At 46.2% G+C, this 17,260-nt stretch carries 13 protein-coding genes; 10 read left to right on the forward strand and 3 right to left on the reverse strand.

The window, feature by feature from the left end; translation table 11 throughout:
• Positions 1–6: 6 nt before the first annotated feature.
• On the reverse strand, positions 7–1,842 hold the full coding sequence (locus R7E78_RS00075) for a sensor histidine kinase (protein ID WP_170897268.1): 1,836 nt from the start codon (positions 1,840–1,842) through the stop codon (positions 7–9).
• Positions 1,843–2,022: 180 nt separating this feature from the next.
• Here R7E78_RS00075 and dsrO point away from each other — a divergent pair, with 180 nt between their 5' ends.
• The 10 genes from dsrO (at position 2,023) to R7E78_RS00125 (ending at position 14,119) form a co-directional block, all read left to right on the forward strand.
• A complete protein-coding gene (gene dsrO, locus R7E78_RS00080) occupies positions 2,023–2,790 on the forward strand; it encodes a sulfate reduction electron transfer complex DsrMKJOP subunit DsrO (RefSeq protein ID WP_017821650.1) in 768 nt (255 codons plus the stop codon).
• On the forward strand, positions 2,787–3,917 hold the full coding sequence (gene nrfD / locus R7E78_RS00085) for an NrfD/PsrC family molybdoenzyme membrane anchor subunit (RefSeq protein ID WP_206959668.1): 1,131 nt from the start codon (positions 2,787–2,789) through the stop codon (positions 3,915–3,917). Before dsrO ends, nrfD begins: the two co-directional genes overlap by 4 nt.
• A gap of 17 nt (positions 3,918–3,934) precedes the next feature.
• Positions 3,935–7,027: a tetrathionate reductase subunit A gene (locus R7E78_RS00090; protein ID WP_262640472.1), complete on the forward strand. Its 3,093-nt coding sequence runs from the start codon at positions 3,935–3,937 to the stop codon at positions 7,025–7,027.
• A 277-nt stretch (positions 7,028–7,304) separates the two neighbouring features.
• On the forward strand, positions 7,305–7,868 hold the full coding sequence (locus R7E78_RS00095; RefSeq protein WP_411913748.1) for a c-type cytochrome: 564 nt from the start codon (positions 7,305–7,307) through the stop codon (positions 7,866–7,868).
• A gap of 8 nt (positions 7,869–7,876) precedes the next feature.
• Positions 7,877–8,929, forward strand: a complete 1,053-nt coding sequence (locus R7E78_RS00100; RefSeq protein WP_005376684.1) for a c-type cytochrome — start codon at positions 7,877–7,879, stop codon at positions 8,927–8,929.
• A 303-nt stretch (positions 8,930–9,232) separates the two neighbouring features.
• Complete coding sequence (locus tag R7E78_RS00105) at positions 9,233–10,564, forward strand: paraquat-inducible protein A (RefSeq protein ID WP_005376683.1); 1,332 nt, start codon at positions 9,233–9,235, stop codon at positions 10,562–10,564.
• Positions 10,557–12,203 carry an intermembrane transport protein PqiB gene (gene pqiB, locus R7E78_RS00110; RefSeq protein WP_005376682.1) on the forward strand — a complete coding sequence of 549 codons (1,647 nt, stop codon included), beginning with the start codon at positions 10,557–10,559 and terminating at the stop codon, positions 12,201–12,203. Before R7E78_RS00105 ends, pqiB begins: the two co-directional genes overlap by 8 nt.
• Positions 12,203–12,781, forward strand: coding sequence for a membrane integrity-associated transporter subunit PqiC (locus R7E78_RS00115; RefSeq protein WP_005376681.1), 579 nt, complete (start codon positions 12,203–12,205; stop codon positions 12,779–12,781). Before pqiB ends, R7E78_RS00115 begins: the two co-directional genes overlap by 1 nt.
• 118 nt (positions 12,782–12,899) lie before the next feature.
• Positions 12,900–13,673 (forward strand): hypothetical protein, encoded by a 774-nt coding sequence (locus tag R7E78_RS00120; RefSeq protein WP_262640474.1) that lies wholly within the window; start codon positions 12,900–12,902, stop codon positions 13,671–13,673.
• A gap of 206 nt (positions 13,674–13,879) precedes the next feature.
• Positions 13,880–14,119 carry a hypothetical protein gene (locus R7E78_RS00125; RefSeq protein WP_017821658.1) on the forward strand — a complete coding sequence of 80 codons (240 nt, stop codon included), beginning with the start codon at positions 13,880–13,882 and terminating at the stop codon, positions 14,117–14,119.
• A gap of 60 nt (positions 14,120–14,179) precedes the next feature.
• Here R7E78_RS00125 and R7E78_RS00130 read toward each other — a convergent pair whose 3' ends face one another.
• Both R7E78_RS00130 and pyrF read right to left on the reverse strand, forming a co-directional pair.
• Complete coding sequence (locus tag R7E78_RS00130; protein WP_017633867.1) at positions 14,180–16,018, reverse strand: extracellular solute-binding protein; 1,839 nt, start codon at positions 16,016–16,018, stop codon at positions 14,180–14,182.
• Positions 16,019–16,517: 499 nt separating this feature from the next.
• Positions 16,518–17,219, reverse strand: a complete 702-nt coding sequence (gene pyrF, locus R7E78_RS00135; protein ID WP_151515003.1) for an orotidine-5'-phosphate decarboxylase — start codon at positions 17,217–17,219, stop codon at positions 16,518–16,520.
• Positions 17,220–17,260: the final 41 nt, after the last annotated feature.

A 17,260-nucleotide genomic window follows, 5' to 3' on the forward strand; every position in this document is an offset into this window, starting at 1 on the left:
TTCAGATTAGTTTTGATATGGAAACACAAGCTCAACCAAACAACCATGTGGTGCTATCGAGCTGATGACAAACTCGCCACCATGCATTTCCATCACATCGCGACAAATGGCCAACCCCAGCCCAAGCCCTTCTTCTTTGCTACTCACAAACGCTTGAGTCGGATTCTCTTGCTGCAACCCTGTACCATTGTCTAACACTCGAATAGAGAGTTGACTGATTTGGTAATCGCAATGCAGGGCAATTTTACCTTGATAACCTGATGAGTGATATTTCTCTTGGAACAAAGTACACGCATCAATCGCGTTGCTGATCACATTAACTAAAACCTGTTGTACGCCAACTGCATCGACAAGTAACGGACGAATGTTCCCTTCTGTACTGGCCACAATAGAAATGTTTTGCTTCTGCATCCGAAAATGGAGTAACTCAATCGTGTCATCAATGAGTACTTGAAGATCGCACGACGTTTTGTCGACACTGCGCTTGCGAATCAACGTTCTTAATCGCTGAATAATTGCATCGGCTCTTTCAACTTGGCCCTGTATTTTCTCAAGCACAGGGACAATATCTTCATGAGGGCGCTTTTTGGCCAAGCGAAGTAAACCGCCTTCACTATAGTTGCGAATGGCTGCCAGTGGCTGATTGAGTTCATGGGCAAGACTAGTGCCGATTTCTCCGACAATCGCGACCCTTTGTGAATGTTCTAACTGTTCACTTTTCTCTTTTAATCGCAACGATGTCTGCTCCAAAGCTTGCTTACTCTTGCTAAATCGATACTCAAGCCAAAAGTGGTACGCGTTCAACACAATCACAAACATGAACAGCGCCCATGCCCATTCTTGATGACTACGCAGCCAGCGTAGAGCCTCACTCCACCAAGGTTGTTGCAACGGATGGAGATCCAACGCCTGATAAAGTTTGTCGATGCTCAGCAAGCTGACGGGGGACGTCCAACCTGACGCGCCTGCCGCAATAACCGCAGGGTGTTCAGGTGGCATCGCTAACAATACTTGCGCAATCTGTTTGGCGATCTGAGCTGAGCCGCGCTCTGTTTTGGCAAATGACCAGTTAGGATAAAGCGGTGTGGAAACAGCGCATAACGAGCGCTCGTTCGGCTGTTGATTTAAAACTCGATAATTACTCGGTTGTAAAAGCCCTTCACTTAGCATCTGTTCCAATAAACAAGCAGGGACAACGGCCGCTTCCACATTGCCATCACGTAATTGATACAGGTTGGCATCAATAGGAAAACCAAGATAGCGGACATCAGAAAAGAAATCGTTTGGATTAAGCCCCATTTTGACTATTTGATAGCGCATCGTTAGATAACCACCAAACGCTTTTTCTGATACCGCCGCAACAGGACGTCCTGAGACATCTTGCACCGTTTGATAACTTGAATTGGCTCGAACCACAAGCGCCGAACCAATGCCGTAATTCGAGTTTTGTGGTGCTCTGCTGGTTAGCGTTGCCATCCACGACAGCGCGTATTGCCTGCCCAACCGCACTGCCTGACCTGGGTTGGTTAAGATGAAATCCATGGTCTGAAACTTCACCGCTTCGCCCATTTCATCCAAGTTAAGGGGATGAAGGACAAAATGCACATCGGAAATTTGCTGATTGAGCCAATCAATGGTCGGTTGCCATCTCTGCTCGGCATAAAGATGACCACGTATCGCTAACACGCCCACTTCGACTTTTTTCTTGACCTGTGGCTGCTCTGCTTTTTGCTCTTGCATTCCTTGCAGATCTGCTTGTTCAGAAACTGCGCCCTGAGCCAAAGATGCAAAGGCAACTAAGCAAAGAACCCAAAACTGAAGCAACCGTGGCGTTTTGTTCATGATGAGTAGAATCGTTCCTTCGAAAGTAATGGAGCAAGAATAACAGCTACCCTTGGTAAACCACATTTGTTTTAGATCAAGTTTGATCTGGGTATGTGGAAATCCACAATATAAGCCTCGCAGTGCATTTCTCACAATGGAATCAGTCAATTCAAATACAACAAAAAAAGCAGGTGAGTTATGGATTCCACCAAACGTCGCTTTCTCAGCGCGGTCACAGCCGGAGCCGCGTTAATTCCAGTCGCTGGCATTGGCACGGCAACTGCGGGAAACATTATTCGAAATAACCAGTCCGCTGACCGAAAAGGACAAGTCGGGAAGCGTTATGCCATGGTGATAGATTTGCGTAAATGTGTCGGATGCCAGGCTTGCACTGTGGGTTGCAGCATCGAGAACCAAGCGCCAATCGGTCAGTTCCGAACCACCGTAAAGCAATACGAAGTTACGTTAGATGATGGCTCTACAGCCACGCGAGAAGCAAAAGCCTTTATGCTACCGCGCCTGTGTAACCACTGCGACAACCCACCTTGCGTGGCAGTGTGTCCGGTTCAAGCAACCTTTCAGCGCAAAGATGGCATTGTCATGGTGGATAACAGCCGCTGCGTCGCCTGCGCGTACTGCGTACAAGCTTGCCCTTACGATGCTCGCTTTATCAATGAAGACACCCTCACCGCAGATAAATGTACCTTCTGTGCTCACCGTCTAGAACAAGGTCTATTGCCTGCCTGCGTGGAAACCTGTGTTGGCGGTGCACGTGTAATTGGTGATTTGAATGATCCATCAAGCGAAGTCCGCCGCTTAATTGCGAAGCACCAAGACGATATCAAAGTGCTAAAACCCAATGAAGGCACCAAGCCTCACGTGTTTTACATCGGCATGGATGAACGCTTCACCAGCCACATCGACGGACAACCTGCTATTTACGACCCACAGGGAGAGCGCGCATGAACATCACCGAAGTGTTAGTCCAACCTCAAGCGATGGCTTGGCTCCCGTGGGCGGTGCAATATTTCTTCTACATCGGTTCGGCTTATGCGGCTGCTGTTTTATTCCTAATCGCCCTATTATTTGAAAAACACACCAGTCACAGACTGCGCGCTGCGCTTGTTCTGACGCTGGCCATCGGCGCCATCGTGGGGCCATTAGCGTTAACTGGCGACCTTCACCAACCGGGACGCGCATGGCATTTTTACGCACACATCACTCCGTGGTCATGGATGTCTTTAGGGTCGCTTTTCTTGCCTGTTTTCTCAGGTTTAGCGGTAGTGACTGCATGGCTGTATCTCCGCGAGGATCTGATCAACTTACGTAATCAGCCAGGGAAAGTACTGCCTCTAATTTCAAAGCTGTCACTGGGTGACTGGGCGCTCTCTCGTAGAGTCATGCTTATGGTATCTGTTATCACGGTGCTATCAGGCATCACCATTGCAGTCTACACAGGCGCTGAAATTGCAGTCGTTAAATCGCGCTCTTTATGGCACCAACCCGCGTCGCCGGTTCTTTGGTTTGTCACTGCATTTATGAGCGCGGTCGGATTTTCTCTGTTGATTTGGCTCTTGCTGCCTAGTCAGTCAAAGACGCTGACATCTGGCGATACTAATTTACTTAAAAAATCAGTGGTTACCAGCGGTGTATTAACGCTGATACTGCTACCGATTTGGGCATCCAACAATTCCGCATTTTCGCTCTATTCTAGCGAACAATGGATGCACAACATTGCCCTGCTCACTTTTGTCGTTTTAGGTTGTGTTTTGCTCGCTTTCATCTTCTTGCGCGATACCAAAAAGTCCGCATCAGCCAGATTTCGTCACGTCATAGGGCTCAGTTTCGTGTCTGCTGCCGCACTGGCAAGTGCATGGCTGATTCGCTGGTTTACCATCATGGAAGTGCAAACCATCGCCAAGTTCGATGCAGGGCTGTATCCATACCAACTCACTATGGATGGAAATGGCTGGATAGGCATTATCGGCATGCTCGGATTATGGCTTGCACTGGCACTGCTCGGTTCGGAGCTGGTTCAGTCAAAACAAAAGATCGAAGTAAAAGCCTCATCACTCACCTTAACTGAACGCTAATCAAAGAGGATTTCATCATGGATAACAAACGCCGTCAGTTTTTGAAATCAGGCATTGCAGTGGGTGGGCTTGGCGCATTCGCTGCGGGTTACGCTACCACCACCAAACACATAGTCGAGGGTGCGCTCGAAGGCACTGCGGGAGAAAAAACGCGTGATATTCACCACGGTAACTCGCTTGAACCAGAGTACACGGTCAACAGCAAAGGCAACCTAATCCCTAATCCAAATCAGCGCGTTGCGCCATCGATGTGCTTTGGTTGTTGGTCACTGTGCGGATTGCGTGTACGCATTGATAACCGCAGCGACGATATTTTGCGTATTACTGGCAACCCATATCACCCACTCTCTCATCAGCAACACATTCCGTTCGAAACGCCAGTCAAAGATGCTTATTTAAGTTTGGCAGGAGAAGCGGGCCTTGACGGTCGTTCAACAGCATGCGCACGTGGCAATGGGATGCTAGAAATTCGCAACAGCCCGTACCGCATTACTCAGCCACTGAAACGAGTTGGAAAACGCGGCGAAGGAAAATGGATTCCGATCAGCTACGAGCAATTGATAGAAGAAGTCGTAGAGGGTGGTGATTTATTTGGTGAAGGCCATATTGATGGCTTACGCGACATCCGCGATTTAACAACGCCCGTAGATCCTGAAAACCCAGAATATGGACCGAAAGCCAACCAATTGTTAATGACCAACGCCGGTAACGAAGGCCGAGACGACATATTCAAACGCTTCGCGTTCAACAGCTATGGTACACGTAACTTTGGGCATCATGGCTCTTACTGCGGCTATGCATTTCGTGCTGGCAGCGGCGCATTTATGAACGACTTAGATAAGAACGCACACTTAAAGCCAGATTTTGATAATGCGGAATACATCATCTTCATCGGTATGTCGCCAGCTCAAGCGGGTAACCCTTTTAAGCGTCAGGCGCGCCAACTCGCCAATGCGCGAACAGAAGGCAGCTTGGAATACACCATCATCACGCCAAGTTTGCCGGCGGGTTCATCGAGCTTGGCCGCCGGTGACAACAACCGCTGGATACCAATCAAACCGGGCACCGACTCTGCCCTCGTGCTTGGCATGATCCAGTGGATCATCGAAAACCAACGCTACAACAAAACCTTCTTGGCGCAGCCGGGGGCAAACGCGATGAAACGAGCCGGCACCGCGCACTGGTGTAATGCTACGCATCTTGTGATAAGCGATAATCAGCACCCGAGAAACGGCACGTTTTTACGCGCGTCGGACTTGAATCTGCCATTCGAGGGCGAAGCGTTGTCTGACTCCGACCCGTACGTCATCGTGGATGATCAAAGCGGCGAATTTGGTGTGCATACCCAGACAGAAGAAGCGGCACTGTTTGTCGATAAAACGGTTTCGCTTGCATCAGGCGAAGTACGAGTAAAATCGTCTCTACAAAGGCTCAAAGAAGAGGCGTTCAAATACAGCCTTGCGTTCTACAGCAAACAATGTGAGATCCCTGTTGAGCAAATCGCAGAACTAGCGAAACGCTTCACCAGCTACGGCACAAAAGCGGTGGTCGATACCCACGGTGGCAACATGCACACCAATGGGTTCTATAACTCGTTTACCATCATGATGCTCAATGCATTGATTGGTAATATCAACATGAAAGGCGGCGCGATGGCCAAAGCGGGTGGCTACCCAACTTCCGCTGCGGGTCCTCGTTACGACTTCACCAAATTTGCGGGTAAGGTCGGCCCGAAAGGCGTCTTTCTATCGCGCAGTAAATTCCCCTACCACAAAACCAGCGAATACAAGCGTCGCGTTGAGGCAGGAAAATCCCCTTACCCAACTCGCGCACCTTGGTATCCGTTTGCCGCGCCACTGCTGACAGAGCACCTATCTGCGGCTATTGATGGGTATCCATACCGCGTAAAAGCGTGGATCAACCACATGGCGAACCCAATGTATGGTGTACCCGGTTTGAAAACGCTGTTGGAAGACAAGCTTAAAGATCCAAAACAACTCGGTTTGATTGTGTCTGTTGATGCGTTCATTAACGAAACCACCGCGTTGTCGGATTATATTGTACCTGACACGGTCACCTACGAAAGCTGGGGTATGGCAACGCCTTGGCACGACGTTCCGGTGAAAGCCGTCACCGCTCGTTGGCCGATTGTGGAAGCGCGAACAGAGAAAACCGCCGATGGTCGTTCGATTTGCTTAGAAAACTTTTTGATTGATGTCGCCAAGAAAATGCAACTAGGCGGCTTTGGTGACAACGCGATTCAAGATGCGCAAGGGAATTGGCACGCTCTCCACAGCGCTGAAGATTTCTACTTACGTTCCGCGGCAAACTTGGCTTATGTGAAAGGCGGGGTGCCTGAAGTTTCGGCAGAAGACATTGCGTGGTCCGGCCTAGAGCGTTTAATGCCAGCCATGCAGAAGACGCTGACAGCGGATGAGATGAAACGTGTGGCGTTTATTTTTGCTCGCGGTGGACGTTTTGAAAATGCAACCGAAGCGTATCAAGGTGAGCAAATGAAGCACAAATGGACACGACCTGTCGCGATATGGAATGAACGTGTCGGCAGCGCAAGAAACACCATGACCGGTGATTTCTACACGGGTTGCCCAACATGGCATCCACAAAAACTGGCCGATGGCACATCAATGGAAGACCAGTTCCCAAGCTCAGAATGGCCTTTCAGCCTGACGAACTTTAAATCCAACATTCACAGTGCGGTATCCAACCTATCGCCAAGGTTGAACTCGATTAAAGGCGTAAACCCAGTGTACATCCATCCAATCGATGCCGAGCGTGCGGGTATTAAAACGGGTGATGAGTTTGTTATCGAGACACCATCTGCAAGCACCAAAGCACTTGCGATGATAGTCAGCGGGATTCGCCCTAGCACACTCGGATTTGAACATGGGTTTGGTCATACCGAGCTAGGACAACGCTCGCACTGGATCGGCGATAAACAACAACCCGTAAAAACGCGCAGCCAAGATGGCGTCAACATTAACGACATTGGCTTAATTGATCCTACCCGAGAAGGTAAAGGTGTATTGTTGGATTGGGTAGTGGGCGCCGCGGCACGTCAGTCCTTGCCGGCCAAAATCCGCAAAGCGTAACGCCGCACGTTAAGACGTCTCTACCACTTAGAGCTGCCGATTTGTGCAGCTCTTCACCACTTTGTTTTTATAGCTTATAGAACAACCAATAAAAACAAATACGGCCATTTACACTTATTAAATATGTGGAAATCCACAATACCTTTCATTATTGACAAGGCCGACAATATCGTCCGAGTGACTACCAAGTAGCACTTAGACATATTAATAAAAATTAAAGTGAGTCAGCATGTCAAAAATTCTTCCAGTGGTGGTGGCCTGTTTGTTAGCAACCACTATGGGCGCAAGCGCCTCGTCTATTCCGGAAAAAGCCAGCGTATGTAGCGGTTGTCACGGCCAAGATGGCATGGGACAGCCAAATATCGCGCCGATGATCGCTGGTTTAAACGCGAATTATCTCAACACTCAAATCGAACTATTCCTTAGTGGCGAACGCCAAAATGTGGTCATGCAAGGCATGGCGAAGGAACTCAGCGATCCCGCAGGCCGTAAGGAAGTTATGGAGTACTTTGCTAACCTCCCGAGCTATGAGTTCACGAATCCAGAACAACGCGGCGACCAAGCTGATATTCGTAACCCGTATCGTAAGTTAATTTTCCAAGGCGATTGGGATAGAAATATTCCAGCTTGCGCAACTTGTCATGGAGCCAGCGGTATGGGCGTCGACAAGTTCCCTCGCCTCGCAAGCCAACATGCTGATTACTTAAAAACGCAATTGATGGAATGGAAAAACGGCACTCGCAGTGGCGACCCGCTCAATATGATGGGGACCATCGCAAAAAATCTCACTGACAAAGAGATCGAAAATCTTGCTTACTACTTTGCCTCATTACGTTACTAGGAGCAGTCATGAAACGTTTCTATTCTTTGTTCGCACTGCCTTTCATTTCTACGCTCGTACTAGCTAACGCTCCATTACCGGACCGCCAGAAAGAGCTACCTGCGATAGAAAAAGAAAAGCACGGTGAATACTTAAAACCGCGTGATCTCAGCACAATCCCAAACACCGCATTTGGTGAGCAAGTAAAACGCGGTTACTCGCTCTTTGTTAACTCACAACAAATGCGCGGAAAATACGTTGGCAACGAACAAAACTGTGTGAACTGCCATATGGAGGCAGGACGAAAAGCAAACGCTGCGCCACTGTGGGCAGCTTACATGGCATACCCGGCATATCGTAAGAAAAACGATCGCGTAAACAGCTATGCTGACCGTATCCAAGGTTGTTTCGAGTATTCCATGAACGGTAAAGCGCCCGCTTACGATTCGACAGAAATTGTTGCCCTTAGTGCTTACGCCTACTGGTTAGCGATGGGCGGCTTGCTTGACAAACATGGTATGGCGGATGAACCCATTCCAGAACTAGACGCAAAAACGTTGCAAATTGGTGGAAAAGCAAAAGACTTCCCGTTGCCCGAAGCCATCGCACAAGCATTACCAATTGAAAAGCGGGGTAATCTCTCTGGGCGTGGCTACCCAAAAATCGCCGCCCCTGAGCAAGAACCATCAATAGAGCGAGGCGCATTGGTCTACGAAAAGAACTGTGAAACTTGCCATCGCGCCGACGGTTCAGGCATCAAAGACACCAACGACCATTCATACATTCCACCACTTTGGGGCGAATATGCGTATAACTGGGGCGCAGGTATGCACCGGATTAACACAGCGGCCTATTTTATTTACGAAAACATGCCGCTTGGGAAAAGTGTGCAGCTGACAGAGCAAGAAGCTTGGGATGTCGCAGCATACGTCAACAGCCATGAGCGTCCACAAGATCCTCGATTCAAAGGCAATGTCACCGCAAACGCGGAGAAATATCACCAGCACCAAGGCTATTACGGCAAAACGCTCAACGGTACGCAAGTCGGCTCCAATGCCTTTAAGAGCGGAACGGTCAAGTAAAGTACAACTAAGTACCTTAAATAAAATGCTCTTTTTCCCTGCTCTGATTATCTGGGCAGGGTTACTTACCCTTAAAAACAAGTAATTACCCCCCTCCACAGACAAGCAATATCACATTATTTTCGACTTCCAACATACTCATCTTCGCCGTAAAATCTTGTACCAAACGCGACTTCGTTTATGTCTTAGATCTCCCATATCCTCTAATGCCAAAAGTAAGAAACTCGTAAACTCCTGAATCAAAACAAGCGTGCCTAGTGAAAAAAGAGTATTCTTAAAGCAAATGAATCTAAAACCTACCCGATGAGTATTCAACCTAATTCCCGTCAGTTAATTTCATGCGAAGAGTGCGGCCTTGTTGTTCGCATTCCCGATATCGAACAGGGGCAAAAAGCACAATGTCCTCGATGTTCGCATTCGCTGACTAAAGTGAATGCCAAGCCTTACCAAAGCGTGATCGCCATATCATCGGCATGTTTGATCATGTTAGTGCTAAGCATTTCTTTCCCTTTTATGTCGTTCAGCGTGCAAGGGTTGTCGCAAGAAATCACCTTGTTGCACGCTGCCAAAATGCTGGCTGAGTTTCAAAATGTGCTTTTGGGTGTGCTACTACTCGCAACAGTTATCGTTTTGCCTGCAATCTATGTTGGTCTCATTCTCTTTCTTCATCTTGAAGCATTAAAAGCACGTAAACATACCCCCTCTAAAAAGCAGCAACGAATGGCAAAAGTTTTATGCCGTCTTCTGTTTCGAGTCGAACCTTGGTTAATGGTGGATGTATTTTTGATTGGCGTGTTGGTCAGCTTAATTAAAATCGCTTCCCTCGCAGACATAGGAATGGGCACTTCATTCTGGGCGTTTTGTGTATATACCGTTCTGGTAGTCAAATGCATATCAATGGTCGACAAAAGCTGGCTCTGGGGGCACTTTATTCCAGCTATCGAGCTACCTGATGTAAAAGAGGGTGATACGCACCATAACCACAACCATATTGGTTGTCATACGTGCCACCAGCTCAACCCTATTGAAGCTAAAAAACACCAACACTGCATTCGTTGTAAAAGCCCTATTCACAAATACAACCCCGCAGACAATTTACAAAAAGCTTGGGCGCTTTTGTTTGCTTCAATCATTTTCTATATCCCTGCGAACCTCTACCCTATGATGTACACCGTAAGCCTTGGACATGCAGAAGGTTCGACTATCATGGAGGGGGTAATATTGCTTTGGCATTTAGGTTCTTACCCTATTGCGATGGTAATTTTCTTTGCTAGCGTATTTATTCCAATGGCGAAAATGCTGGCACTCGCGTGGCTGTATTACAATGCGCAAAAAGCGCGATATCTTCCGCACGAAGAGAGTATTTCACGCTTAAAGATCTACCGCATAACTGAGTTTATTGGCCGTTGGTCCATGATCGATATCTTCGTCGTCGCGATCTTAGTTGCACTGGTTCAGCTGCAAAACTTAATGGCGATTTATCCAGGTCCTGCTGCGCTCTCTTTCGCGGCAGTGGTCATTTTTACTATGCTTTCTGCAATGATATTTGACTCACGTTTGTTGTGGCAATTGCCACAAAACGAAGTGCAGGAGCCGATTTCTGACAACTTAAACGAGAAAGCCAAATATGAGTGATGAGAACAACGTAACCGCTCAAATAAAACCGCAAAAGCAGATTTCTGCGATATGGATTGTCCCGATCCTTGCGCTAGCCATGGGAGCGTGGATGCTGTTCCAATATATCAACAGTACAGGCCCACAAATTACTCTCCAACTGCCAACCGCAGATGGGATTGAGGTTGGCAAAACCGAAATCCGAGCATTGAATGTAAAAGTCGGACTGATTACTGAAGTCACTCTCAGTGAAAATTACGATCACATCATCGCTAAGGCACAAATGAACAAGGATGCAGAACGCATGCTGCGAGATGACACCATGTTTTGGGTGGTGAAGCCTCGTATTGGCCGTGATGGCGTTTCAGGTTTAGAGACCTTGCTCTCTGGCGCTTATATCCAACTTCAGCCGGGTAAATCTAAGATAGAGAAAGAGCGCTTTACGGTCTTAGATGTTCCCCCAGTGGCCTCTCCTGATGCAGAGGGGTTACGCCTTGTGTTAACACACCGCGAGGCTGGTAAGCTAGGCGTTGGTGACCCCGTCATTTATAAAGGCTTTACGGTTGGTCGCGTAGAGAAAACCAGCTTTGATGTTGACACTCGCAAAGCGTTATACCAACTCTTTATTTTCAAGCCTTATGACAGTTTAGTGCGCACTCGTACCAAGTTCTGGCTGAATTCTGGCGTAGATTTACAGCTCAATGCTGAAGGGTTCGAAGTCAAGTTTGGCTCATTAGAGAGCATGCTAACGGGTGGTGTTACCTTCGATACCGTTCCAGGTCTTGAATCCGGTGAACAGCTCACTGAAAATATGGTCAACTTCCGCTTGTACGATGATATTAAACAACTTCGAGAAGGCATGTACGATGATTATATTGAATTCGTTATGCTTTTTGATGAATCGGTACGAGGACTTAAACGTAAGGCACCTGTCGAATATCGAGGCTTGAGAATTGGTACTGTGATGCGTGTACCAATGCGACTTCCAACCCCAGAAGAGAACTTTTCTGCGAAAAAAATCCCTGTATTGGTACGTATCGAGCTCGGCCGTGTTTATGGCGATTTCCAATCCCAATCTTTACCAATGTTAAAAGATAAATTGAAGAGTGAGTTTGCTAAAGGACTACGTGGTACTTTAAAAACAGGTAACTTATTAACAGGCGCACTGTATGTTGACGCCGACTTCTATCCAAACGACGAGCCTTACGTACCGAGTAAGTTTGCTGATTTAGATGTTTTCCCAACCATGCGTGGTGGTTTTGCGCAGGTTCAGCGCCAAGTGAACGACTTCCTAAATAAGATTAATAACTTACCGATGGAAGAAACGCTAGATTCTCTCAATTCAACGTTAAAAACGTCCGAAAAAACGTTAGCTTCAGCAGAACGCGTGGCGGACAGTATTGATAAACTTTTGAATCAAAAAGAAACGCAAGAGATCCCAACAGATATTCGCCAAAGCTTACAGCAATTACAAAAAACACTCGATGGTTATGGGCCCAACTCAACCATGTACAGCGAAATGGAAGCCACGCTAAAAGAATTAGAAAGCGTGATGACAGAGTTTAAACCCGTACTTAAACAGCTAAACGAAAAGCCAAACTCTCTCGTGTTTGGAGAAGATGAAATCAGTGACCCAATACCAGTTAAAGGCCAAAACTAATGAAACGAGTATTCTTTCTGTCTATCGCGCTATTTGTCGGTCTAACGGGTTGCAGTAGCGCTCCGCAAACTAAAGGAGCTATGTACCTTCTACCTAAGGCGGAACCAGTGACGCTGAGCTCTTCTGATATCGCTCAGCGCCCAACTTTAGTTGTTCGTCCAGTGACATTGGCGAGTTATTTGAATGATAATGGCATTGTTTATCGAACCTCTGAGACCCAAGTTATTCAGGCAAAACACAATCAATGGGCGCACAGTATTTCTGAGCAAATCACTCAGAGAGTTGTCGCGGAACTACGTCAAAAGCAAAGTCATTACTGGCCGACTGAAATGAATAATCTGTTGGATCAAAGCGGTGAAGCCAAACTACAGCTTACGTTAAATAAATTTAATGGCAGCTACAAAGGTAATATCGAAATTGAGGGAGAATGGTTACTCATTAATGCCGAAGGTAAGGTCGAAAACAGTGCGCCAATACAAATCTCAAAGCCGCTTCAAGATGAAGGCTATGAAGCGCTCGTCAACGCTTTATCCATAGGCTTAGAAAGCCTAACCTCAGACATTGCCAAACAACTCTAAGTCAATGTTAATTACAGGGAAGCAAGTTGCTTCCCTTTTTTATGCAGAGTGTAGCGACTTCTACTAAGCTGAAAGCTGACGAAAAGCCGAAAAGCCGAAAAGCCGAAAAGGAAATTGGATGAAACCATGTAACCTGCTATCACTCTCCTCACTCATTCTTGTATTACCTACATCAGTAGCGCTCTCAGCCGAGACACAAGAATCTCGTTGGCGAAATAGCATAGAAGTGTACATGCTAGGACTGAATATCCACGGGGATACCAGTATTGGTCGCTTTTCATCAGAGGTGGATGTCGATCCTAAGTTCATCGTAGACCACCTCGATATTGGGGCGATGTTGCGATTCGAGAGTATTTACCAAAGTAAGTGGGGCTACTACATAGATTATAGTTTCATGAACTTAAGTGGTGATGTTAATAATATCAAGGGCGCTCTGCCTAACGCTCGTTATCGTGCGGACATCGAAATACGGCAAGGTGTTCTAGAAGCAAAGGCATTCCAACGCGAACAATATTCATTTGGTAAACTGGATTATATGTTTGGATTACGTTGGTGGGACAATGGCATCACCGGCAAACTGTATCGCAATGATAACCGGGTACTAGAAGATAGACTGTCATTACAAGAAGATTGGGTCGATTTTTTAGTTGGCTTGCGACTCATTGATGAATTGAGCGAAAACTGGCGATTTCATGCCAGTATCGACGCCGGACTTGGCAACGATACTCACTTCACTTATGCCATTCAAACTGGTGTTCGTTATCGCTTTAACGAATGGTCTGATCTCAACTTAGCTTACAAGTCGACCTGGGTTGATTACAAAAATGAGGGAGTATTTGAATATGATACGGCTTCTCAAGGGCTTTTAGTCGGACTTGGCTTTTACTTTTGATCAGGTGAAACCCTAGCCTATATTCAAGCGTTGTAACGTGTACTAGCTCTAGGTACACGTCTAGTGCCGCGTTACAGATGCTTAAATCAGGCAAATTGATCTTCATCAGACTATAAATTGCTCTTCGGTGCTACTCTCTGTCGCAAAATGTAAAACCCCACTCTATGACCTCATATAGGTCTTGTTGATAAGGTTCCCGAGTAGCAATGTCGATTAACATTTCCGATTTAACCACCGCCCTAAATAAGGTGGAGCATATTCATAAAGTGCAGCTTGAAAACGTACATCAGTTCTTCAAAGCAAACGAAGCTTTCTCGTTGCAAACATTCAGCCAGCTGATATCCAGCGACTCGCTTGATGATCGATTTAAAACCATCGATAAAGCGTTCTCTTTGCTTGGTGATGCAAAAACCTACCTTTTAGAAGTGTCTTACCTTGTTAAGTAAAAAAGAAAGCCCCGATAAAATTCATTACCGGGGCTATCATTTTCTATCTAAACTACTGATTTACAATTTGTAACGATCATCAATTACCGTTAATTCTGGGAAGGTTTTACCCTCGTCCATCGCTTCTTCTGTCTCTTCTTTTACTTGGTTATCAATCCAGAAATTACCGATATCCATTGGATGAAGCACCCATTCTGTCGCTTTTGTCATGCCGTTTTTAGGAATTTTAACCCAGCGCCAATGAGCAACTCGAGAATAAGGCACCATGTAGCCAGGAACGATGATATTCGCTTTGCTGACATAGTTTTGGATTTGATGCGACAAGTCGTAACGCTTCTCCTGATCAAACTCAGAATCATACGCTTCAATTAACTTGTCTAGCTCAGGGCTGCTGTAGTTGGTGTGAGCATTCGTTTGTGGTCGATTTGCATTATCCGAGTGTAGGTATTCCCAATACGCAGGGATCTCACCAGAGCCCATATTCAAAAACGCTAGCTGATGCTTTTTCTCAAGAATGTATTTAAACGCAGATGAGCCATCCACCAAGTTTAACGTGAACTCAAGACCAGCAAGTTTCGCTTGCTCTTTCAGGTATGCAATACGCGGTGTCCAAGAGTTGTATCCGTAGGTGATAGCAAAGCTCAAGCGTTGGCCCTTGTCGTTAACACGAATACCATCTGCGCCCACTTTGTCAAAGCCCGCTTTTTCGAAGTGTTTAACCGCCGCATCAGCATCAAACTTTGGCGGTGTATTGTTAGGATCATCGTATTCGCCATGACCAAAGCCGAGTCCATGCGGTTTACGTGAATAATCTCCACGCATGATGTTTTCAATCATGCCGTCATAGTCAGTGGCTGCCATAACACCTTTACGCACTTCTAGGTTATCCAACATCGGCATCGCTGTGTTCATCCAAAGACCACCAGCTCCTTGCGGTGCTTCGTTAAAGCCCCAGTACTTTTGGATATAGCCTTTTTTGTACACATCACTATTGGTCTTGTCATGCCAAAAGCTTGGTAGCACCATCTCAAAGTAGTCTAAGTTGCCTTTCTCAAAGTGCTTCATGGCAATATCAGGATCGCGAATCACCTTAATGCGAACCTTTTCAACGTTATAACGGTTTTTATAGTAGCGGTTGTTGTATCCCCACCAATCTTCACCGACATGTTTGAATGTTACGCTCTTACCTTTCTTCACTTGATCAATGTAGTAAGGCGCTGCGGTTGGCTCAGATTTAAAGTTAAACTTTCTGACGAAGTTATCAGGCATGCCATCGTTATTTGCGTCCTTTTCTCCTTCAAAGAAGTGTTCAGGACGAGGCTGAAAACCATTACTTGGCATGTTAATCATAACCATAAGTGAGTCATGACTTTGAGCTACAGCAAGATTGACTTTGATCGTGTAGTCATCAATTTTTTCAACACTCACAATACTGTTTGTGAAGAAGTCGTTGTACCACGGGTCGATAATGTCTTTTGACGTGTAGTACTTCATCATAAAGACGTAATCATCTGCTGTAATTTTTTCACCATCTGACCACTCGGCCGTTTCGTCGAGTTTAAAGAATACGGTTTTGTTGTCTTCTCCAAATGCCCATGACTTAGCAAGTTGAGGGATCCATTTGCCAGTATTTGGATGACGCTGAGCCAGTTTTGGTGAACCATCCATTAAGTATTGGCGCAAACCTGAGTTCGCATCTGGACCAACACTTCGTAATGTTTGCGGAAAGCTCTGAATGTAAGTGCGATAGGTGCCCCCTCGTACCGCCTCTTCAGAGGCAAATAGAGGTTCGTTGTTGTTTGAAATCCATTCGATATCAGCTGGCAATTCTGCCGCACTCAGTTGAAAACTGGCAGCGGTCAGTGTTGCTAGTACTGAAAATGGCAGTTTTTTAGTCATGTTTCTTCCTTGTTGTGTTTGCGCACTAAGGTCGTAACAAGGAAGACAGCGTGTGAAAGCTCACAGAAAGCTGCGATTTAAAATACGCAGATAGGAAATAATAGGAACGTAATATGAAGTGACGTCCTGCCAGCTTCTATATTAATTTCAAAGAGTTTCACTAGGTCATCCTAGACCTTACAACGCAGTGAATGCATCTTCGCCATAGTATTCTTTAGACATTTGTAACGCAAGCCATCAATAACACATGGTTGCATTTTCGAGGCATCACAATGAGTTATGTTACAAAAGTGTGATCGGCATAGTACCAAGCCCTACTTTACTCAGAATAAACCGCAGAACCTTTATCTCAATTGGCCCCGATATACCAGTTAAAGCGAGTAAATGATCAGACATAGCTGGTTAAAAGGAATGGTTGTTTACCGCGATTAGTATTTTCATTCGATGTAAAAAGTGAGGCATCTTAGCCTCACTTTTCTCCATACAATCGAGACAGTGCTTACATGTTAGATAAGCTCTCATTGACCGACTTCAGCACTTCTGCAGGATTTGACGCTTGAGTGATAGGGCGACCAATCACAAGATAATCTGAACCTGATTGGATAGCGTCTACTGGCGTCATGATACGGCGTTGGTCACCTTGTTCTGAGCCAGCAGGTCGAATACCAGGGGTCACTAATTTAAATTCTTGGCCTAGTTCGCTCTTCAGTAGTGAGGACTCTTGCGCTGAACATACGACACCATCTAAGCCCGCGTTTTTGGTCAAGGTTGCTAGACGAATCACTTGCTCCTGAGGCGCAACATTCAAACCAATACCAGCTAAATCACTTTGTTCCATACTGGTTAGTACCGTTACACCGATAAGAAGTGGACGATCTTTACCATATGGCTCAAGAATTTCACGTGATGCCGTCATCATACGCTCACCACCGCTCGCGTGTACGTTCACCATCCATACACCCATTTCAGCCGCAGCGCGAACTGCTTTCGAACAGGTGTTTGGAATATCGTGAAATTTTAAATCTAGGAATACCGAGAAACCACGTTTATGGAGTTCACGTACAAAATCAGGACCAAATAGCGTAAACATCTCCTTGCCAACTTTTAGTCGGCATGACGCAGGATCAATTCTATCTACAAACGCAAGTGCATCTGCTTGGTTATCATAATCCAGTGCGACAATAACTTTTTGGTCGATCATTTCATCTCCTAACTGTTTTGGTTCTTATTAAATAAAAAGTT

It is taken from the genome of Vibrio sp. YT-19(2023), assembly GCF_033337395.1.